Source organism: Micromonospora sp. NPDC049359 (assembly GCF_044466585.1).
Classification (GTDB): domain Bacteria; phylum Actinomycetota; class Actinomycetes; order Mycobacteriales; family Micromonosporaceae; genus Micromonospora.
In genome coordinates, this window is sequence record NZ_JBITMW010000002.1 from 425,939 (window position 1) to 445,829 (window position 19,891).

A 19,891-nucleotide genomic window follows, 5' to 3' on the forward strand; every position below is an offset into this window, starting at 1 on the left:
CCGTCACGGGATACCGCCGCTGGTCACTCGTTCGGGTTGCGGCCCAGCAGTCGGATCTCCTCGTTGTCCAACGCCGACTGGAGCTCCTGGAGCACCAGGTCGTCGATCTCCCGGTTGTCGCGCAGCCGCGTCAGCTCCCGTCGCTTGTGGGCGAGGACGCCGAGACGCAGCCGGAGCTCCAGCTTGCGCTCCTGAGCGGTCCGACCACCGGTCTCGTTGAGGTCGGCCAGGTGTCGCTGGTACTCGGCGCGCAGCCGGCGTACGGCCTCCTCCTCGGCCCCCACCTTCTCGGCGACTCCGGGCAGGGCGTCCAGGCCGGCCTGGGTAGCACGGCGGCGGGCGTGTCGGGTCTCGTCGACGCGCTCGGGGTCGCCGGACAGGCCCGCCCAGCGCACCACCAGCGGCAGCGTGGTGCCCTGCACCAGCATGATCAGGACGATCACCAGCGCCGTGACGAAGATGATCAGATCTCGCTCGACCACCGGACGACCGGAGACCGTCATCGTCGGCACGGCCAGCGCGGCGGCGAGCGACACGGCGCCCCGGAAACCGGACCAGCCCGCGACCGTGCCGACCCGCCAACTCGGTGTCGTGCGCTCCTGCTCCGCCATCCGAAGACGCCGCAGCCGCACCGACTGCGACGTCAGGTAGACGAAGCCCAACCGAGTGAGCACCACGGCGAGCGTCACCGCGAGCACGATCAGCACGGCCCTCGGGGGCGAGGTGCTGACGATGCCGCGCACGGCGCGGGGAATCTGGGTGCCGAGCAGCACGAACAGGCCGCCGTTGATCAGGAAGGTGGACAGGTCCCAGAACGCGTACGCCAGCACCCGGGAGCGGGCGCGGATCACCCGTGGGCCGGCGTACGCGAGCACCAGACCGGCGACCACGACGGCCAGCACACCACTGGCGTGCACCGCGCTGGCGAGCAGGAAGGCGGCGAACGGCGTCAGGACGCTCAGCGCGCCCTCGCGCAGCGGATCGTCGAGCCGCTTGCGGATCAACACCACGATGACGCCCACCAGCAGACCGGCGACCACCCCGCCGAGGCTGGCCCCGACGAACTCCTCGCCGATGCCCAGCGCCCCCGGTTCCCCGCGCTGGGTGAGCAGGCCCACGGTCACCGCGAAGATCACCAGGGCGGTTCCGTCGTTGATCAGGCTCTCGGCGTGCAGGGTGGTGAGGAGCTTGCGGGGCAGCCGCTTGGCCAGACCGGTGACCGCGGCGGCATCGGTCGGCGCGAGGACCGCGCCGAGCACCCAGGCGGCGGCGGGGTTCACGCCGAACGCCTGGGCGGTCAGGGAGACGGTGATCATGGTGAGGACCACGAGCACGACGGCGAGCAGCCCGATCACCGGCAGGTTGGCCCGGATCTCCCGCAGGCTGATGGTCAGGCTCTCCCGGTAGAGGATCGCCGGCAGGAAGATCAGCAGTACCAGGTCCGGTTCCAGGACCAGGTCGGACAGCGGCGGCGCGAGCCCGAGCAGCACTCCGAACGCGATGAGCAGCACCGGCGGCGCGACCCGGTAGCGGCCGCCGAGGGTGGTGCCGATCAGGACCGTGACGCCCAGCACCACGATCAGCACGAGCCCCTGCACGGCGTACCCCCTAGATCCCCGATTGGCGGCGCAGGCCGGTGGTTCCATCTGACCGCACACCGGTTGCCGGTTCCACCGGAACCGGCAAGTCGCCGGCTGCCGAGCGCGGCAGTGCTCAGGTCGGGTCGACTGCGCGGACGCGCGCGGTGAGCAGGCGGGCGGTGCGGCGGTGCGTGCCGGCCTCCTCGTCGTGGCCGAGCGCGGCGGCGAGATCGGCCAGGTGCCCGGCGACCGGTCCGGCGGTGAGCACGCCGCTGCCGGCGGCCAGTTCGGCGGCGGCCGGCCGGAGCGCGGCGGCGGCGCGCTCGATGGCGGGCCGGTCGTCCAGGGCGAGCGCAGCCCGGGCGACGAGGCACAGTCGCACCTCGCGCAGCAGGTCGTGTGGCCCGTCCGGGACGGCCCGCAACGCCGACACGGCGGCGCCGCGGTCACCGGAGTGGGCGAGCAGCAGCGGTCGGACCCACGGCTCGTGCGGGCCCCAGTCCAGCCCCGCCCAGTCCTCGTCGCCGAGACCGTCGACCGGCCGCCCGTCGGCCGGGACCAACCGATCACCCGACGGCTCGGCGACGGCGTCGGCCAGGCGCAGGCCGAGCAGCGCGAGCGGCAGCAGCCCCTGGGCCAGGCCCGGCATGCCGTCGGTCGGCAGCCGCTCGGCGGCGCTCCGGTACGCGGTCACCGCCGCGCCCCGGTCACCGACCCACGCCCGGCGCAGCGCGGCGTACCAGCCGGTGAAGACACCGACGAGCGGCAGCTCGTACCGCTGCGCCAGGCGGTCGGCGGCGCGCGCGTGCTCGTCCGCGCCGGTCCGGTCGGCCCGCGCGCAGCACGCCTGGAGCAGGATGAGGTGGCCCAGCACCTCGAAGGTCACCAGGTGCCGCCGGGCGGCGAGGTCGACCAGTTCGGCGCCGATCCGGGCCCGGGCGTCGGCCAGCCCGACGCGGTCGAAGGCGTGCATGAAGCGCGCGTTCAGCGCGAAGGCCAGCAGCCCGGGGTCGTCGAGGGTCCGGGCGATCCGTTCGGCCTCGACGGCGGCGCGGCGGCCACGGTCATCGGTGACGCCCCGCAGTTCCAGCGCGAGGGTGCTCAGCAGCCGACTGCGGTGCGCCGATCCGGACGGGCCGAGGCCGGTCAGGGCGTGCTCGGCGGCGCGGACGATCCGCCCGGAGAGCGGGTCGTCGTCGTTGCGGGTCCAGATGGCGGGCACGTCGAAACCGGCCAGCACCTGGGCGGTCAGTCGGGCGTCACCGAGCGCCTCGGCGTCGGCGATCGCCTCGGCACGGTGACGCCGCGCCTCGGCCAGCCGACCCGTCACCGCCAGCGAGCGCCCGAGGCCGAGCAGAGCCGTCAGCCGCTCGCGCCGCTCGGTCCCCCCGGCCCGGTCGTACGCCTCGACGACCTGCGCCCACAGCCGGGTGGCCTCGTGCGGGTTGCCGCCACGTTCGGCCCGTTCGGCGGCGGTACGGGCGTAGTCGGCGGCCCGGCGGGCGGCCGTCGGCCCCCCGGCGGACAGCAGGTGGTGGGCGAGCGTGGCGGGGTCGACGGGCTGGTGCCGCTGCAACGCCTCGGCCACGGCGGCGTGCCAGGCGGCGCGGCGCGGCGCGGACAGGTCGGCGTAGAGCGTGTCGCGGACCAGGATGTGGGTGAACCGTAGCCGCCCGTCGGACGCCTGCTCGGTCAGGAAGCCGGCCTGCAACGCGCGGTCGACGGCGTCCAGCAGCACCGCCGGGTCGTCGGTCAACGCGCCGAGCACGGCGAGGTCGACGTCCCGGCCGAGCACCGCCGCCTGCCGCAGCACGGTACGGGTTGGTGGGGGCAGCTGCGCGAGGCGGTGCCGGATGACGTCGCGCACCCCGGGCGGTACCGCCTCCAGCGCCGCGCCGCCCGCCTCGGCGTAGAGCTGGACCAGCTCCCGGACGAAGAACGGGTTACCCGCGCTGCGGCGGTGGATCAGCGCGACGGCGGGCGGGGTCAGTTCGGTGCCGGCGACGGCGCGGGCCAGTTCGCCGGTGGCTTCCAGGGACAGGCCTGCGAGGTACTCCCGAACGGGTTCGAGCCCGGCGGCGCGGGCCAGGGCGGCGGTCAACCCCCCGGTGATCTCGGTGGCCCGGTACGTGCCCAGGACCAGCACCGGGCCGGTGGCGGGTTGCGGCCCGGCGAGCAGTGCGGTGAGCAGGTCCAACGTGTCACCGTCGGCCCGGTGCAGGTCGTCCAGGACCAGCAGCAGCGGGCCCCGGTCGGCAGCGGCGGAGAGCACCGACGCCACCGCGCGGTGTCGGCGGAACCGGGCCACGGCGGGATCATCGACGCTGTCGGCGTCCGCCGCCCCGCCGTCGGACGACACACCGCCCGCAGAGGACGACACGCCGCCCGGAGTGGACGACACGCCGCCCGGAGTGGACGACACGCCGCCCGGAGTGGACGGCTCGTCCGAGCCGGTGAGCGCTTCGACGATCTGGGTCCACGGCCAGGCGGCCGGGGCGCCCTCGTACTCGGGGCTGCGGCCCCACGCCGTGGTCCAGCCCTCGGCGGCCAACTCTCGCGTCAGCGCCTCGGCCAGGGCCGTCTTGCCGGCGCCCGGGTCGCCGCTGAGCAGAGCGAGCGTGGGCCGCCCGGAACGGGTGGCGGCCTCGGCGGCACGCCGCAGCCGCTTCCGCTCCGCGTCCCGCCCGACGAACGGCCGTGGTGACGCCGATCCGCCGTCGGGGACGGCTCCGGCCCGGTCCGCAACGGCCACCGTGGGGGTGACGATGAGGTGTGGAGCCTGCGTGAGGATGTCGGCCTCCAGCCGGCGCAACTCGGGGCCCGGGTCCACCCCCAGCTCCGCCACCAGGACGGCGCGGGCCTCGCGCAGGGCGGCCAGCGCCTCGCCCTGTCGGCCGGCGCGGTACCGGGCCAGGGCGAGCAGCCGCCAGGCGTCCTCGCGCAGCGGATGGGCGGCGAGGTGGCCGGGCAGGTCGGCGGCGGCCTCGTCCGGCCGACCGAGCGCGAGCAGCGCCTCGGCCCGCCGTTCCACGGCGAGCATCCGCAGCTCGTCCAGCCGGTTGACCTCCGCCACGGCCCAGCCCTCGCCCATACAGTCCGCGTACGCGGGCCCACGCCACAGCCCGAGCGCCGCGTCCAGCGCCGCGAGGGCCGGCGCGGGCAGCTCCGCCGTCAGGAACCGACCGGCCTCGCCGACCGCCGCCTCGAAACGGTCGGCGTCCACCGCGTCCGGGGTGGTCCGCAGCGCGTACCCCGAGGGCTCGGTGACCAGGAGGCCAGATGGCTGCCGGGGCGGCCGGTCGGGCTCCAACGCCCGGCGGAGGTCGGCGACGAACGTCCGGATCGCGCCCACCGCGCGCTCCGGCGGAACCTCCCACAGGTCGTCGACGAGACGTTCCACCGGCACCACCCGGCCACCGGCGATGAGCAACCGGGCCAGCACCAGGCGCTGCCGGTGCCCCCGCAGCGGAACCGGGCCGGTCCCGGCGACGGCGGTCACCGGCCCGAGCACGCCGAACGTCACCGGTGCCGTCGGCTGCCTGGTCATGGCCTCAATCTAGCCCGCACTGATCCGACACTGACCGTCCGCTGATCACCCCCGGGCAGGCTCGATGACGTACGCCGACGACGGGCATCCCCCCGCGCCGGACCCGCTCACCAGGAAGGCTCACCCGTGCAGCCGAGGATCAACGGATTCGACTACCAGCGCGTCACCGTCGCCGACGGCGTGACGCTCAGCGCCGCCGTGGGCGGCTCCGGGCCACCGATCGTGCTGTTGCACGGCTTCCCGCAGACCCACCTCATGTGGCGGCACGTCGCGGCCGACCTCGCCGCCGACCACACCGTCATCTGCCCGGACCTGCGCGGCTACGGCGAGAGCGACAAGCCCGTGGACGGCGACGGCACCGCGTACTCGAAGCGGACCATGGCCGCCGACGTCGTGGCGCTGGCCCACGCGCTCGGCCATGACCGCTTCGCCCTGGCCGGGCACGACCGGGGCGCTCTCGTGGCGTTCCGCGCCGGCCTCGACCACCCGGCGGCGATCAGCCGGCTCACCCTGCTCGACGTGCTACCCACCCTGGACATGTGGGATGTGCTGCACGGGGTCGACGCCTCCGTCGCCTTCCACCTCTACCTGATGGCGCAGCCGCCCGGCCTGCCCGAGAAGCTGATCGCTGGCAGCCCGGACGCGTTCTTCGGCCACTTCCTCGACGTCTGGACCCGGGACCCGGACGCGCTGCCGGCCGACGTGCGCGCCGAATACCTGCGCGCGTCGCGCGAGGCGGTGACCTCGATCGTCGCCGACTACCGGGCGTCCGCGGCGATCGACGTCGCGCACGACGAGGCCGACCGGGCGGGCGGCAACCGGCTGCGGATGCCGGTGACCGTGCTTCAGCAGGACTGGGGGGCCGCTCTCGGCTACGACGCGGCAGCCGTGTGGCGGGCCTGGGCGCCGGACCTCTCGCACCAGACCGTCACCTGCGGGCACTTCATGGCCGAGGAGGCGCCGGCCGTCGTGGTGGGGGCGCTACGCGGCCACGGGGAGTTGGATATCCGACACTGAATGTAACGAGCGGTCGAGGGGTGGCCGGGTTGCCGCAGACCGCCCGGCCACCCACCCCCGAATGCTCTGACCTGCGGAAATACGACGTTACACCAGGTGGACGCAAACCGGTCGGCGGTGATACACAGGCAGATATCGGCGACCAACGACGGCACGTCGGTCATCTCCTCGACCATCGTCTCTCCACCACCGCCGGTCCCGGACCAAGCCGCCCTCTCTGGTGGCCGGCAGGCGGCAGGGTCTTCGCCAGGGAGTTGCCGTGAGGTATCTGCGTAGCCGGTTCCACCAGCAGCCGTACGAGGTCGCTGTCCTGGGCATGGCGCCCGTCTGCGGCCTCCTCATGGTGCTCCTCGACGTGCGGCCGGCCTCCGTCCAGACGTCCATGCCCACGCCGCTGCAGGTCGCCTGGGAGATCGGTCTGATCACGGCGGGTGTCTGTGGGCTGCTGGGCCTGTCGTGGCCGGGCCGGCTCTCCACCGGGCTCGGCATGGAACTCGCGGCGATCCTGGTGCTCGGCACGATCACCGGCATGTACGCGGTGGCCCTGGTCGCCCTCTGGAGCCAGCAGTCCCTGGTCGCCTCGTCGTTCATCGTCGCGGTGACGGTCGGATCGCTGTGGCGGGCCTGGCAACTCGCCGTCGACCTACGCCGTCTCGTCCGTGCATGTGAATGTGTGAGCTACGAAGAACTACAGGGAAGTGCACCATGAACACCTCCCCCGCGCCAACCGCGCCGCACTGGGTGCAGGTGGCGCTCAGCGTGCTCGGCATCCTCGGCGGTTCGACCGGCCTGGCCGCGATCGCCACCGTGCTGGTCCAGCGAGGCAAGTTCAAAGCCGATGCCGCCGACACCCTCACCGAGGCCGCCCTCACCCTGGTGCAGCCGCTCCAGACCCGGATCACCGAACTGGAGGGCGAGGCGCTGCACGCCCGCACCGAGCTGGGGACGCTGCGCGAGCAGGTCAACCAGTTGCAGTTCGTCGTCCGCGTGCTGAACCGCACGTTGGACCGGTGGCGGGCGGCGATCCGCGCGCCGGACGCCACGCTGCGCAGGGTGCGCGCGGTGGTGGCGGAGTCCGACCGGATCCCCGAGTGACGCGCGCACTGTTCACTCCGCGTCGGTGCCGCGGAGCCGGCCGACGAGGTCACGTACGACCGCCCGGAACGCCGGGTCGGACTCGCCCGGGTGGTGCCCGCGCAGCGGCGGAGGCCGGCGCTCGCCGGGTGCCGGCAGCAGGCCGTCCGGATCCCGCAGCCGCCGGTCGACGCGACCGGCGGGGTCGGTGGGGTCCGGCGAAGGATCGCCGGGTCGGTGCGCGGCGAAGATCCAGCCGCCGACCGGATCGGTGTCCCGCCACAGGTTGACCCACCGCCATCCGACCCGCTCCCCCACCTGACGCAGCGTCCTGTCGTCGAGGTAGGCGGGGAAGAGCCGGGCGTAGAGGCGGTCCAGTGGGGAGCCGTAGGTCAGCAGCGCGACCCGTCGCCGCGCGGCCGGCGGCAGCCGCAGCACCGCGAGCGCCAGCAGCGCCGAACCGTGACTGTGCCCGCACAGCAGCACTCCGGCGTGCCGCTCGGCCAGGTGGCCGATCCGGTCGGCCAACTCCGGTACCGCCCGGTCGGCGTAGCTCGGCGGCGCGAACGGGTGGGCGGCCCGGGGCCAGAAGGTGCCCAGGTCCCACAGGATCCCGACGTGCCGGCGGAACCACGCCGTCCGGTACGCGAACAGGCCGCCGGACAGCAGCGCCAGAGCCACTGCGGCGACGAGGTAGGTGCCTCCCGCCAGGCCCATCCCGACCACACCGGCCGGTAGGCCGAGAACCCGCCACGCCAGCTCGTCCGGTTCGCGTCCGAACTGCCCGAGCAGACTCGTGGCCAGCCCGATCAGGGCGAGCACCGCGTAGGTGCCGGCCAACAGGCCCAGCCACTCGGTGAACCGCGCACGGGCCACGGCCTTGGTGACCTGTCGCAACCGCACGGTCGCCTCCGGCGGCGGCGCGGGAAAATCGCGGGTGGTGATCGTCGCCGCCGCGCTGCGGCGACGCCGACGCGACAGGAGGGTCAGCACCACACCCAACAGCACCGCCGCGTCGACGTGCAGGAAGAAGGCCAGCACCGTCCAGCGGTACGGCAACGGCGGCCCGCCGTCACCGCGATATCCGCCGAGCAGCACCCCGCTCTGGTAGACCAGGCCGGAGGCGAGAGCGCCAGCCAGGCCGACCGCGATGGCCGCGATGACCGCGGCGCCCGCGCCTCCCGGCAGCGCCCGGCGACCGCGAGCGCGACCCCGTCGCCCCAACACCAGTGCACTGAGCAACACCAGCAACGCCATCTGGCCGAACAGCGTGCCGCCCGCGATCCCGCCGTAGCCGGGGAGTCCGCCCGACGCCGGCCAGCCCCGCCCGTCGCCCGCGACGACGACGAGGGTCGCCACGGTCAGGGCGGCCGCCGCCACGGCGGTGGCGCGGGCGGTCACGGTCGCCGTCCGCGCGGTCGCGGCCCGGTCGATCAGGCCGGGGACGGCGAGCAGACCGACGCAGGCCACCAGGACCGCCGCGGTGGACGCCAGCAACAGGTTCGTCCCGACCGTCGCGCCGCCGGCCCGCCGGGCCGTGAGCAGCAGCAGATCGAGTACGCCGAGCGCGGCGGCGACGTGGATCGCCCGCAACCGCTCCACCAGCGGCTCCACGGCCCAGAGCGGGCTGCCGGACAGTCGGCGACGGCGGGTCCCGAGCAGTCGCAGCAGCCCCACGGCGGCGATCGGCAGCAACGCCAACACCGCCAGCCGCTGCCCGACGTGTCGGTCGTCCAGCCCGAACAGCGTGTCGAAGGGCGCCCGGCAGGGTGTCGCGCCGAGACAACGCCAGGCGAGCAGGTCGAGGGCGACCCCGGCGATGGACACCACGTACACCAGGGTGAGGTTGAGCGCGAGGAGCCGGCTGAGGACGGTGACTCCGGCGGCGCGCTCGCCGGTGGGTCGCATCCACGCCGCCGCGTTACTGAGCATGAACGGCAGCAGCAGGACCATGGAGATCGTCCGGGCCACCGTGTCCGAGGGCAGATCACCCCAGCGGTACGCCTCGAGCGTCAACCCGTCGGGGGCGTCGCGGCCCGGCCCATCCGGCCGGTAGAAGCCGCCACGATCGTCGCCCGCGACCTGGCGGGCCGACGCCGAGCCCAGAACGACCGAGGGTTCCGCCCCCGACACGCCGTGCACGCGCAACTCCACCACGTCGGCGGATCGTGGTGGGGCATCCCGTCGCGGTGCTGACATCGGCGGGTTACCCGGGCCGCCGGGGATCGGGCCTGCCGTCCCGCCTGCTGCTGGCGGCGGAGCGCCGGAGGCCGGGCGTCCCGTCGATCAGGACGATCAGCACCAGCACCCCGGCGACGACGGCGCTGTTGGCGACGTGCGGAAGCCGCTGGGTCGCGAACCCGAACCCGATGATCGCCGGCACGCCCACCAGGCGTGCCCAGGGCCGGCTGCCGTCGACCGCCCACGCGAGCAGGATCCGGGCGGTCAGGAACAGCGCCGGGCCGACGATGCCGAGGGCCAGTTGCGCCGTCTCCTCGGTGCGGGGGTTCTCGATCGTCATCTCCATGGCCACCGAGGTGGCCAGGACGCCGGCGATCATGAGCAGGTGCAGGTAGCCGGCGAGCAGCGCCAGCTTGCTGCCGGGCGGACCGGCCGCCATGATGCTCGCGCCCAGCCGCGAGCCGGCCGGCACCAGGTAGAGCCGGGCGAGGGCCACCGCGGTGACGAACGCCAGGGCGAAGGCCAGCGTGCTCTCGACGTGCAGGCCGGCGTCGCTGTAGGCGATGCCGGCGAACAGGATCAGCTCGCCCAACGCGATGATGAAGATCTGCTGGTACCGCTCGGAGAGGTGCTCACCGTTGACCTGGAGGTCCGGCCACGAGCTGCGCCCGAGCCACGGAAACGGCCAACGCAGCCGGGCCAGGGAGTACTCCAGCACCAGGGCGAGGGTCCAGAGCACCTCCCGGGCCGGCGCGACGGCCGCGCCCACCAACCACATCGCACCGGAGATCGCGAACCAGATCGCCACCCGCAGGCTCCGCAGTTGCAGCGGGTGCCCGCGCAGCGCCGGGATCAGCAGGGCGCCCCGGCCGACGTGGATCGCCACGTAGGCGCTGGCGAACAGCGCGGCGTGCGAGCCGAACGCGGTGGGCACGGCCGCGGCCATCAGCAGGCCGCCGAACATCACCCAGAGCAGGAGTACGACGATCAGCGGCGCCCGGGGGTCGAACCAGTCCGCCGACCACGCGGTCACGAACCACACCCACCAGATCGCCGCCAGCATCACCATGACCTGGAAGCCACCGTTGACGCTGGGGTCGTCGACCACCGCCCGGGACAGCCGGGTCAACGCGAAGATGAAGGCCAGGTCGAAGAAGAGCTCCAGGAACGAGGTCCGCCGGGGGTCCTCCCGCTTCTGGAGCAGCCGCCCGGGAAGCCCGTTCGCCATCGCCCCCCTTCCCGGACGTCACCCGCCGACCCAGTCGTACCATCCGCAGGGCCCCGCTCGGGCGGGTTCCGGGGTCAGCGGGCGATCAGGTCCGCCGCCACGTTCCAGAGGCGCTCGGCGTTGCCCGGGTCGAGGGCGTACGCCGCCACACCGGTGTAGTCGGCGGGTCGCTCGGTCCGGACCGGGGCCTCGGCGCAGTCCTCGAAGTAGCGACCGCCGACGCCGTCGAGCAGCGGGGACGCGGCGAGCAGCACCGAGGTGGCGGCACCCTGCTGCGGGGTCTTCTGCCGCTCCTTCGGGGTACGCAGCCCGCCGGTGTGCTTCTGCAGCCCGGTCGCGATCGCGCCCGGGTTCAAGGCGTTGGCGTGGATGCCCTCGGCGGCCCAGCGACGGTCGGCCTCGACGGCGAGCAGGGCCTCGGCGCTCTTGGACTGCCCGTACGCCAGGAGCGGGTCGTACGGCCGGAACGCGAAGTGCAGGTCGTCGAAGATCACCGGGGAGAAGAGGTTGCCGCTGGAGCTGACCGACACGACCCGGGCGCCACCGGCGGCGGCGAGGGCGTCGTGCAGGCCGACGGTCAGCGCGTAGTGCCCCACGAAGTTGGTGGCGAACTGCATCTCCCAGCCCTCGGTGGTGCGCTCCAACTCGGGCAGCGCCATGATCCCGGCATTGTTGATCAGAATGTGCAGCGGCCCCTCCCAGCCGGCGACGAACCGGCGTACCGAGTCCTGGTTGGCCACATCCAGCTCGCGGACCGTGACCCGGTCCGCGCCGACGCTGGCCGCGATGTTCCTTGCGGCCTCCTCGCCGGCCGGGACGCGACGCACCGCGAGCACCACCTCGGCGCCGGCCGCGGCCAGGGAGCGGGCGGTCTCGATGCCGATGCCGGCCGCGCCGCCGGTGATGACGGCCCGCTTGCCGGTCAGGTCAACTCCGGCCAGCACCTCGTCGGCGGTCGAGGCGAAACCGAACGGCGTCGTGATGAGCTTGGTCATCTTTGTCCCATCTCTCTCGGAATCCGTATGCGACCCACTGTCACCCGGCCGGACGGCGATATCCGGGTTACCGGTTTTCCTGGTAGTGGCAGGACCAGGCTGGGCGGCGGCGGGCGCTCCTACGATGGGCTGGTGAGCATGGCCGGCCCGCTGGGCGAGTACCTGCGTGCCCGGCGCGAGCTGGTCGGGCCGGGTGACGTCGGTCTGCCGGCACATGGTCGCCGACGGGTGCCGGGGCTGCGACGCGAGGAGGTGGCCCTGCTCGCCGGCATCAGCGCCGACTACTACCTGCGGTTGGAGCAGGGCCGGGACCGCAACCCGTCGGCCCAGGTGCTCGAAGCGCTGGCCCGGGCGCTGCTGTTGGACACGGAGGCCACCGCGCACCTGCGCCGCCTCGGTGGGCACGCCCCGCCCGAGCGCCCGGCACGACGCCCGGAGCGGGTACCGGTGGGCATCCGGCAGTTGGTGGGTTCCTGGGCGCAAACGCCGGCCTTCGTGCACGGCCGACACCTGGACGTCCTCTTCGCCAACCCGATGGCGACCGCGCTGACACCGATCTACCGGGTCGGGGTGAACCTGCTGCGCGAGGTCTTCCTGGGCCCGCGCGTGCCGGCGCTCTACCCGGCCCCGGAGGCGGTCGCCGCCAGCGCGGTGGCGGGCCTGCGCGCGCAGGTGGGAGCGGAGGTGGACGATCCACGGCTCACCGAGCTGGTCGACGAGTTGACGGCCGGCAGCGAGTTGTTCCGGCGGCTGTGGGCGCGCCACGACGTCACCGCCCGCGCGGGCGGCGGGTTGCGCGTGTTCCGCCATCCGCAGGTGGGCGAGTTGGAGCTGCGCTACGAGAAGCTGACGATCAGCGGCACGACCCAGTCGCTGGTCGTCTACCACGCCGAGCCGGGCAGCCCGTCCGCCCGCTCCCTCGCCCGGCTCGGCAACGCCGTCCCCGCGCTGGACGGCTAGGGCCTGTTTCATAAGAACTGGCCGGTCTGCGGCGGGCCCGGGCTCGACCGCCCTTATGAAACAGGCCCTAGTCGGCCGCCCGCTCGGCGACCACCACCGAGATGCCGTCGAGGACGCGTTGCAGGCCGAACTCGAAGGCGTACTCCGGGCCGTAGGCGGCGCCGTGCTGCTGGCCGGCCGCCGTGCCGACCCGCGACGCGGTCGGGTAGCTGTCGGGGTTCAGGAACGTTTCCAGCCAGGGCGCGTGCGACTGCCACCACTGGCCGTCGGTCATGCCGGTCTCCCGTTCCAGGTCGACCACCTCGGAGGCGGCGCGCGCGGAACTCTTCACGTGCCCGAGCACGAGGGTGAGCACGGCGTCCATCTCGACGTCGGAGAGCCCGATGTCGGCGACCGCGCCGAGTTCGTGGTCGTACTTGGCCACCAGGTGCGGCCCGAGCACCGGGCGGGTGGTCTCGGCCCGCACCATCCACCGGTGCCGCTGGTAGAGCGCCAGGTTGTCCCGGGCAATCCGTTCCAGCCGGGCCCGCCAGTCCCCCTCGGCGGCGGAACGCGGCATCTCGCCGTACGCGGTGTCGATCATGACGTCGACGAGTTCGGCCTTGCCCGGCACGTATGTGTAGACCGACATGGTGCCCACCCCCAGCGCCTCGGCGACCCGACGCATGGTCACCGCGTCGAGCCCTTCGGCGTCGGCGATGTCGATGGCGGCCCGGACGATCCGGTCGACGGTGAGCCCCTGCCCGGCGCCGCGGCTGGTCGGTTCCCGGGTGCGCCAGAGGATCGCCAGGCTGCGGGCCGGGTCCGCGGTCGGCTTGCGCTCAGTCGCCATGGTCCGGCCATCCTAACAACGCGGGCGTACGCGGTACGGTGCCGGCGCGGTCCACAGGTGGCGGCCCGTCGGCACCGACGGGTACGACGCGTCAAACCTCTTCGCGGGCGTCGGACAGCCGCGGTCCGGCGGCGGCCGGCACGAGGTGGCGTACCTGCGGGATGCCATCGGTCAGCTCCCGGGCCCGCGCCTCGGCCTCGCGGTCCGCGCCGGTCAACCGACCGCCGTGCTGGCGCAGGTGCTCGTCCCACGACGGCACCAGGTACACCTCGACGAACCGGCCGGTCGTCTCGGCCGGCCGGAACAGCCCCCAGCGCATCGCGCCGGTGCGCTGCCGGGCTGCGCGTACCACGTTCATCGCCGCGAGGAACGGTCCCTCCCGCTCCGGCCGGACGGTGTACCGCACCGTCACCAGCACCGGCCCCACCCACGGGTCCGGCTCGTGTTCCAGGTGCAGTTGCGGCCAGTAGGCCGCCGGTTCCCGGTTCACCGACCGCAGGTCCGGCAGCGGCCAGATCCGGCTGGTCACCGTTCCGACGAACATCAACGCCGCCGCCGTGAGGTAGGCGGGGAGCAGCCCGCCCATCTCGGCCACCAGACCCCACAGCAGCGCGCCCACGGCCTGCCCGCCGGCGAAACACACCTGGTAGACGGCCAGGCCCCGGGCCCGTACCCAGCTGGGCAGGAAGAGCTGCATCTCGGCGTTGATGTTGGCCAGCACCGTCACCCAGGCCATCCCCGCCGGCAGCAGGGCCACGAGCACCAGTGGCACCACCCGCACGGTGCCAACGACCGCCAGCGCGGCGGTGAACAGCGCGCCGGAGATGAGCAGGAGCTGGTTGGCCGAAAGCCGGGTACGGATCAGGGCCAGCAGCACGCCGCCCGCGATGGCGCCCACCCCGAGCGCGCCCAGGAGCAGCCCGTACCCGCCGGAACCCAGCCCGAGCCGCCGGGCCGCCACCAGCGGCAGCAGCGCCCACAGCGCGCTGGCCGGGATCACGAAGACCAACGCGCGGCGCAGCAGCCGGCGCACGGTCGGCGAGTGGCGTACGTAGCGGCTCCCGGCGCGCAGCGCGGCGGTGAACCGCTCGGGCACCTCGACGGCGCGGGCGTTGCCGGGCCGCCAGCGCCACAGCGCGTACGCGAAGATGGCGAACGCCAGCGCGTTCAGCCCGAACACCGGGGCGACGCCGGTCCGGGAGATCAGCACGCCGGCCACCGCCGGTCCCACCGCCCGCGCCACGTTCACACTGATCGAGCCCAGCGCGGACGCCGAGCGCAGTTGTTCCTGCGGCACCAACTCCGGGATCACCGCCGACCAGGCCGGCAGGGTGAGCGCCTGCCCGACGCCGAACGCGAAGGTCAGGGTGAGCAGCAGGGCCGGTGGCATCCGATCGGTCAGGGTGAGCAGGGCCAACGCCACCGCCACCGCGACCAGGAACAGCTGTACGGCGATCAGCAGGTGGCGGCGGTCGAAACTGTCGGCCAGCACACCGGCGGGCAGCGCCAGCAGCAGCACCGGCAGGAGGCTGGCGGTCTGCACCAGGGCGACCAGCGTGGCGGCGTTGGCGTGGTGGATCAGCAGCCACTGCGCGCCGACGGTCTGCATCCAGGTGCCGACGTTGGCGGCGAGCAGGGCCAGCCACAGGTTGCGGTAGACGGCGCCGCGCAGGGGCGCCCACGCGGAGGCCGGACGGTCCCCCGCCCCGGGCCCCGCCGTCACCACCGTCCGTCCGCGCGGAGCACGCGCTCACCGGAGACGTAGAGGTCGTCGGGTCGCAGCAGCAGCAGTCGGACGACCTCGGTGGCGACCTGCTCGGGCAGGGCGTAGATCTCGTCGAGGAACTCGGCCCCGACGCGCTCCTGGAGGCGGGTCGGCATCGGCCCGGGATGCAACTGCATCACCTTGACCCGGTTGCTGTGCTGGGCCTCGGCCAGCGAGTCGACGAGGCTGCTGCCGTAGCTCTTGGTCGCCCGGTAGACCGGTATGCCGGGCCTGGGCGCCGCCAGCGCCATCGCCCCGACGTACACGATGTTGCCGTAGCCCTGCCGGTTCAGGTGCGCCAACGCCTCCCGCAACAGGAACGTGGTGCCCAGCACGTTGATCTCCACGGCCCGCCGGATGTGCTCCACGGACAGGTCGTCCAGATCACCGCCCGCCCACATCGACGCGCACGCCGCAACCCCGTCGACGGTGCCGTAGCGCCCCACCACCTCGGCGAAGGCGTCCCGGACCTGCTCGTAGGAGGAGACGTCGCAGACCGCGCCGTCGCACCCCAGCTCGTCGGTCGTCGCGGCGACCTCGGCCGGCACGTTGCCGAACACCACGACGCGGTACTCGTCGAGCAGCAGCCGGGCCACCGCGAGGCCCAGCCCGCTAGTTCCGCCGACCACCACGAACGTTCTGGCACCCATGTCGCTCCCGCCGTCGCCACCACAGGTCACACGTCGCGCGTCCTTCCCGTTTCCCGACGTCGCACACCCCGGCGCCGGTAGTGCTGGGCATACCCCGCAAAGGGGATCTGGACGGCTGGGGCCGCCCCTGGTCGGCGATTAGCGTCAGCGGCATGACCTCGGAACACCCCCGTCACCTCGCCGCCGCCCTGCGAAGGCGCGACTGGCTGATCTCCGCCTGGCCCTGGCGCGCGCTGGCCTACCTGGTCACCACCGTGCCGATCGCCGGTGTGCTCACCGTCGGGCTGCTCATCATCGGCGCGCCCCTACTGGCCGCCGCCAACGCGCTGCGACAGCACGGTCGGCCGCCGGAGATACCGCTGATGCTGTTCCTGGCGGTCGGCAGCCTCACGATGGTGGCCCTCGCGCCGCTCGCGAGCGTCCCGGTCGCCGCCGTCGAACGCTGGCGACTCGGCCTCGTGGACGGCCGCCCGCTGCCCACGTCGCGGTGGCCGGGCCTGGTGGCCCGCTACCGCAGCGCGGCCGGCTGGCGGGAGGTGGCGTACCTGTTCTGGCTGGGCGGTGTGGTGCCGGTCGCGTACTGGACGTTCCTGGTGTTGGTGCTGCTGGACCTCGGGATGGTCACCAGCCCCTGGGTGGTCGGCGAGGCCGATCCGGTGGTGATCTGGCGCCCGATCGAAAGCGCCGGCGAAGCCGTCCCGTACGCGATCGTGGGTGTGTTGCTCGTCCCGGTGCTCTGCTACGCGGCGGGACTGCTCGCCGCCGCCCAGGCCACGGTCGCCCGGTGGGCGCTGGCCAGCCCCGCCGACGCCGCCGCGCTGCGCGAGGTCGCCCGTTCCCGGACCCGGCTGGTCGGCGCGTACGAGGCGGAACGGCGGCGCATCGAACGGGACCTGCACGACGGCGCGCAGCCCCGGCTGACCAGCCTCACCCTCCAACTGGGCCTGGCCCGGCTGGACGTACCCGAGGACTCCCCCGCCGCCCGGCCCCTCGCCGTGGCGCACGACCAGGCGCGGGGACTGATGGTGATGTTGCGGCAGTTGGTGCACGGCATCCGGCCGCAGAGCCTCACCGATCTCGGCCTCGCCGACGCCGTCCGCGAGGTGGCCGACGCCTCTCCCGTCGCGGTCACGGTGCACGCCGACGTCGACGGTGAGTTGCCCGAGATCGTCGAGACCACCGCGTACTTCGTGGTGTCCGAGGCGTTGGGCAACGTGGCCCGGCACGCCGGGGCGACCCGCGCCGACGTACGCCTGACCCGGACCGGCGGCGACCTCGTCGTCGAGGTGTCCGACGACGGGCGCGGCGGCGCCGACCCCGCCCGGGGCACCGGCCTGACCGGCCTCGCCGACCGGGTCGCCGCCGCCGACGGCCGGTTGCTGCTGGCCAGCCCTCCCGGCGGGCCCACCCTGGTCCGGGTGGAGCTGCCATGTCGCCGGTGACCCGGGTGGTGCTCGCCGAGGACGAGGTGCTGCTGCGCGAGGGGCTGGTCGCGCTCCTGACCCGCTTCGAGTTCGCGGTGTGCGCGGCCGTCGGCTCCGCGCCGGAACTGCTGGAGGCGGCCCGCACGCACCAGCCGGATCTCGTGCTGACCGACATCCGGATGCCACCGGGTCGGCGTGACGACGGGCTACGCGCCGCCGTCGCGCTGCGCGCCGAGCGGCCCGGCCTGCCCGTGGTGGTGCTCAGCCAGTTCGTGCAGACCGGGTACGCGGCGGCGCTGCTGGACAGCGGCGACGGCCAGCGGGTCGGCTACCTGCTCAAGGACCGGGTGGCCGAGGTCACCGAGTTCGTCGACATGCTGCGCCGCGTCACCGACGGCGGCACCGCCATCGACCCGGACGTGGTGCGGCAACTGCTGCACCGGCCCCGCGACCCGCTCGCCGCGCTCTCCGCCCGCGAACGGGAGGTGCTGGCGCTGCTGGCCGAGGGCCGCTCCAACGCGTCCATCGCCGCCCGGCTGCACGTCACCGAGGCCGCCATCGGCAAGCACGTCGGCAACATCCTGCTGAAGCTCGACCTGCCGCCCAGCGACGACACGAACCGCCGGGTGCTCGCCGTGCTCACCTATCTGCGCGCCGACCCGGTGGGCTGACCAGCGCCGGGCGATGATCGGAGCGTAGATTCGATCGGCGGTACCGCCGCCGAACCGGGCGCGGGCCAGGAGAAAGGGGTACGGCATGGCGGAGGCGCTGCGGGTCGGTCTGCTGGGGTACGGGCTGGCGGGTCGGGTCTTCCACGCTCCGCTGATCGCCGCGACACCCGGTCTGCGGCTGGACGCCATCGTGACGCGCGATCCGCAGCGGCGCGAGCAGGCCCAGCAGCACTTCCCCGACGCCCGCCTGGTGGACGACGCCGACGAGCTGTGGCGTACCCCCGAAGCTCTGGACCTGGTCGTGGTCGCGACGCCGAACCGGCAGCACGTGCCGATGGCGCGGGCGGCCCTCGCCGCCGGCCTGCCGGTCGTCGTCGACAAGCCCCTGGCCCCCACCGCCGCCGACGCCCGGGCGCTCGTCGAGGAGGCCGAGCGGCGCGGAGTGCCGCTGACGGTGTTCCAGAACCGCCGCTGGGACGGCGACTTCCTGACCGCCCGCGCGCTCGTGGAGAGCGGCGAGCTGGGTCGGGTACTGCGGTTCGAGTCCCGGTTCGAGCGGTTCCGCCCCACGATCAAGCCGGGTTGGCGGGAGCTGGCCGGGGTGGACGAGGCCGGGGGCGCCCTGTTCGACCTGGGCGCGCACCTCGTCGACCAGGCCGTGCAGCTCTTCGGCACGGTCGAGCGGGTCTACGCCGAGGTCGACCGCCGCCGCGCGGGCGCCGAGGTCGACGACGACGCGTTCGTGGCGTTGACCCACACCAACGGCGTGCGTTCGCACCTGTGGATGGGGGCGATCACCGCGCAGCTCGGCCCCCGCCTGCGGGTGCTCGGCGACCGCGCCGGCTACACGACCTACGGGCTGGACGTGCAGGAGGCCGCGCTGCACGACGGCGGCCGACCGGACCAGCCGGGCTGGGGCGAGGTCCCACCGGAGCGGTACGGCCTGCTCGGCGTCGACGGTGACCTGCGCCCGACACCGACGCTGCCCGGGGCGTACCAGAGCTTCTACGCCGAGGTGGCGGCGGCGCTGCGCGACGGCACCCCGATGCCGGTGGACCCGCGCGACTCGGCCGCCACGGTCGAGCTGATCGAGCTGGCGCACCGGTCGGCGGCCGAGGGCGTAGTGCTTCCGGTCCCGACGTCCTGAGCGTTACTTCGTCTCCTGCTCGGAGGGGGCCTTCTCCTACTCGGAGGAGGCCTCGTCCCGCTCGGAGCGGGCAATTTCCTGCTCGGAGAGAGCTTCGTCCCGCTCGGAGAGGGCATCGTCCGGCACGCGGGCGTCGTCGTCGGTCAGCGCGTCGCCCGACGGGGTGACGAGGTCGGCGAGACGGCGTTCGGCCTCCCGTACCTCCTCGTCGAGCCGAGGGTTGTCCTCGTCGGGACCCTGCGACATGAGCGACCTCCATCGCGCGCGGACCACCCCTGCCTACCCGGCCTGCGGCGGGGAATGCGCCCACGGGACCTGGCCGCGCCCGGGGTTGATCCACTCCACTTCCACGATGTCGCGGTATCCCGGCCTCGGGATGCCCCCGGATCGGCGAAGTCGAGTTGATCGAGCGCTCTCGGCTTGATCACTTGATGCTCACCAGTTCCAGGAAGCCTCTCCGAACTGGTGAGCATCAAGTGATCAAGGAAGACGAAGGGCGCGCCGATCAGGTGGGCGACTTCTCCGCGACCCACAGGCCGCGACCCTGAAGACCTATGACCAGACCACGAGTCTGTAGGACGATGACCGCCCTCTGGACCGTGGTCACGCTGACGTCATAGAGGGCGGAGAGTTCGTTGTACGTGGGCAGCCGCTCACCCGGCGCGTACTCCCCACTTGCGATGCGTGCGGCGAGATCCTCGGCCACCTCGCGGTATCCGCCAGTCGGTATGGGCATGTGAAGGTTCCTTCGTTCGGCACCTTCCATCGGATCACGCCGATCACACCCCTTCAAGACCAACATTGCCTTAGGTACTAAAGG

General features: G+C 73.6%; 17 protein-coding genes. 7 read left to right on the forward strand and 10 right to left on the reverse strand.

The features are described from left to right. Positions 1-23: 23 nt before the first annotated feature. Positions 24-1,598, reverse strand: coding sequence for a Na+/H+ antiporter (locus ACIBTX_RS08120; RefSeq protein WP_357120200.1), 1,575 nt, complete (start codon positions 1,596-1,598; stop codon positions 24-26). Positions 1,599-1,713: 115 nt separating this feature from the next. Next, positions 1,714-5,127 (reverse strand): BTAD domain-containing putative transcriptional regulator, encoded by a 3,414-nt coding sequence (locus ACIBTX_RS08125; protein WP_396832230.1) that lies wholly within the window; start codon positions 5,125-5,127, stop codon positions 1,714-1,716. 126 nt (positions 5,128-5,253) lie between these two features. Here ACIBTX_RS08125 and ACIBTX_RS08130 point away from each other — a divergent pair, with 126 nt between their 5' ends. From ACIBTX_RS08130 to ACIBTX_RS08140, 3 genes are all read left to right on the forward strand, one after another. Continuing rightward, complete coding sequence (locus ACIBTX_RS08130) at positions 5,254-6,144, forward strand: alpha/beta hydrolase (protein ID WP_357171530.1); 891 nt, start codon at positions 5,254-5,256, stop codon at positions 6,142-6,144. Positions 6,145-6,403: 259 nt separating this feature from the next. Next, positions 6,404-6,853, forward strand: coding sequence for a hypothetical protein (locus tag ACIBTX_RS08135; RefSeq protein WP_357120209.1), 450 nt, complete (start codon positions 6,404-6,406; stop codon positions 6,851-6,853). Further along, positions 6,850-7,239 (forward strand): hypothetical protein, encoded by a 390-nt coding sequence (locus tag ACIBTX_RS08140; protein WP_357120212.1) that lies wholly within the window; start codon positions 6,850-6,852, stop codon positions 7,237-7,239. The genes ACIBTX_RS08135 and ACIBTX_RS08140 overlap by 4 nt, the downstream gene beginning before the upstream one ends. 12 nt (positions 7,240-7,251) lie before the next feature. Here the strand turns inward: ACIBTX_RS08140 and ACIBTX_RS08145 are convergent, their stop codons facing one another. The 3 genes from ACIBTX_RS08145 to ACIBTX_RS08155 all read right to left on the reverse strand — a co-directional run bounded on the left by ACIBTX_RS08145 (position 7,252) and on the right by ACIBTX_RS08155 (position 11,622). Beyond that, on the reverse strand, positions 7,252-9,375 hold the full coding sequence (locus ACIBTX_RS08145) for a hypothetical protein (RefSeq protein WP_396832231.1): 2,124 nt from the start codon (positions 9,373-9,375) through the stop codon (positions 7,252-7,254). Between the two features lie 49 nt (positions 9,376-9,424). Then, positions 9,425-10,627: a low temperature requirement protein A gene (locus tag ACIBTX_RS08150; protein ID WP_357120217.1), complete on the reverse strand. Its 1,203-nt coding sequence runs from the start codon at positions 10,625-10,627 to the stop codon at positions 9,425-9,427. Between the two features lie 74 nt (positions 10,628-10,701). Continuing rightward, positions 10,702-11,622: an SDR family NAD(P)-dependent oxidoreductase gene (locus tag ACIBTX_RS08155; RefSeq protein ID WP_357120220.1), complete on the reverse strand. Its 921-nt coding sequence runs from the start codon at positions 11,620-11,622 to the stop codon at positions 10,702-10,704. Between the two features lie 138 nt (positions 11,623-11,760). Here ACIBTX_RS08155 and ACIBTX_RS08160 point away from each other — a divergent pair, with 138 nt between their 5' ends. Continuing rightward, positions 11,761-12,582 carry a helix-turn-helix transcriptional regulator gene (locus ACIBTX_RS08160; protein ID WP_357171591.1) on the forward strand — a complete coding sequence of 274 codons (822 nt, stop codon included), beginning with the start codon at positions 11,761-11,763 and terminating at the stop codon, positions 12,580-12,582. Between the two features lie 67 nt (positions 12,583-12,649). Here ACIBTX_RS08160 and ACIBTX_RS08165 read toward each other — a convergent pair whose 3' ends face one another. The 3 genes from ACIBTX_RS08165 to ACIBTX_RS08175 all read right to left on the reverse strand — a co-directional run bounded on the left by ACIBTX_RS08165 (position 12,650) and on the right by ACIBTX_RS08175 (position 15,829). Beyond that, the gene (locus ACIBTX_RS08165; protein WP_357171528.1) at positions 12,650-13,414 is read right to left on the reverse strand and encodes a TetR/AcrR family transcriptional regulator; all 765 of its coding nucleotides are present in this window, start codon (positions 13,412-13,414) and stop codon (positions 12,650-12,652) included. A gap of 91 nt (positions 13,415-13,505) precedes the next feature. Next, positions 13,506-15,140: an MFS transporter gene (locus ACIBTX_RS08170; protein ID WP_357120225.1), complete on the reverse strand. Its 1,635-nt coding sequence runs from the start codon at positions 15,138-15,140 to the stop codon at positions 13,506-13,508. Beyond that, positions 15,134-15,829 (reverse strand): SDR family NAD(P)-dependent oxidoreductase, encoded by a 696-nt coding sequence (locus ACIBTX_RS08175; RefSeq protein WP_357120228.1) that lies wholly within the window; start codon positions 15,827-15,829, stop codon positions 15,134-15,136. The genes ACIBTX_RS08170 and ACIBTX_RS08175 overlap by 7 nt, the downstream gene beginning before the upstream one ends. 152 nt (positions 15,830-15,981) lie before the next feature. Between ACIBTX_RS08175 and ACIBTX_RS08180 the strand changes: the two genes are divergently transcribed. The 3 genes from ACIBTX_RS08180 to ACIBTX_RS08190 all read left to right on the forward strand — a co-directional run bounded on the left by ACIBTX_RS08180 (position 15,982) and on the right by ACIBTX_RS08190 (position 19,071). Beyond that, the gene (locus ACIBTX_RS08180; protein WP_396832232.1) at positions 15,982-17,271 is read left to right on the forward strand and encodes a histidine kinase; all 1,290 of its coding nucleotides are present in this window, start codon (positions 15,982-15,984) and stop codon (positions 17,269-17,271) included. Then, positions 17,259-17,924, forward strand: a complete 666-nt coding sequence (locus ACIBTX_RS08185) for a response regulator transcription factor (RefSeq protein ID WP_357120234.1) — start codon at positions 17,259-17,261, stop codon at positions 17,922-17,924. The genes ACIBTX_RS08180 and ACIBTX_RS08185 overlap by 13 nt, the downstream gene beginning before the upstream one ends. Positions 17,925-18,009: 85 nt before the next feature. After that, positions 18,010-19,071, forward strand: coding sequence for a Gfo/Idh/MocA family oxidoreductase (locus tag ACIBTX_RS08190; protein WP_396832233.1), 1,062 nt, complete (start codon positions 18,010-18,012; stop codon positions 19,069-19,071). Positions 19,072-19,107: 36 nt separating this feature from the next. On the opposite strand, the gene ACIBTX_RS08195 is transcribed toward ACIBTX_RS08190, so the two are convergent. Next, positions 19,108-19,317, reverse strand: coding sequence for a hypothetical protein (locus tag ACIBTX_RS08195; protein ID WP_357120240.1), 210 nt, complete (start codon positions 19,315-19,317; stop codon positions 19,108-19,110). A 259-nt stretch (positions 19,318-19,576) separates the two neighbouring features. Further along, positions 19,577-19,807 carry a winged helix-turn-helix domain-containing protein gene (locus ACIBTX_RS08200; protein ID WP_357120243.1) on the reverse strand — a complete coding sequence of 77 codons (231 nt, stop codon included), beginning with the start codon at positions 19,805-19,807 and terminating at the stop codon, positions 19,577-19,579. Positions 19,808-19,891: the final 84 nt, after the last annotated feature.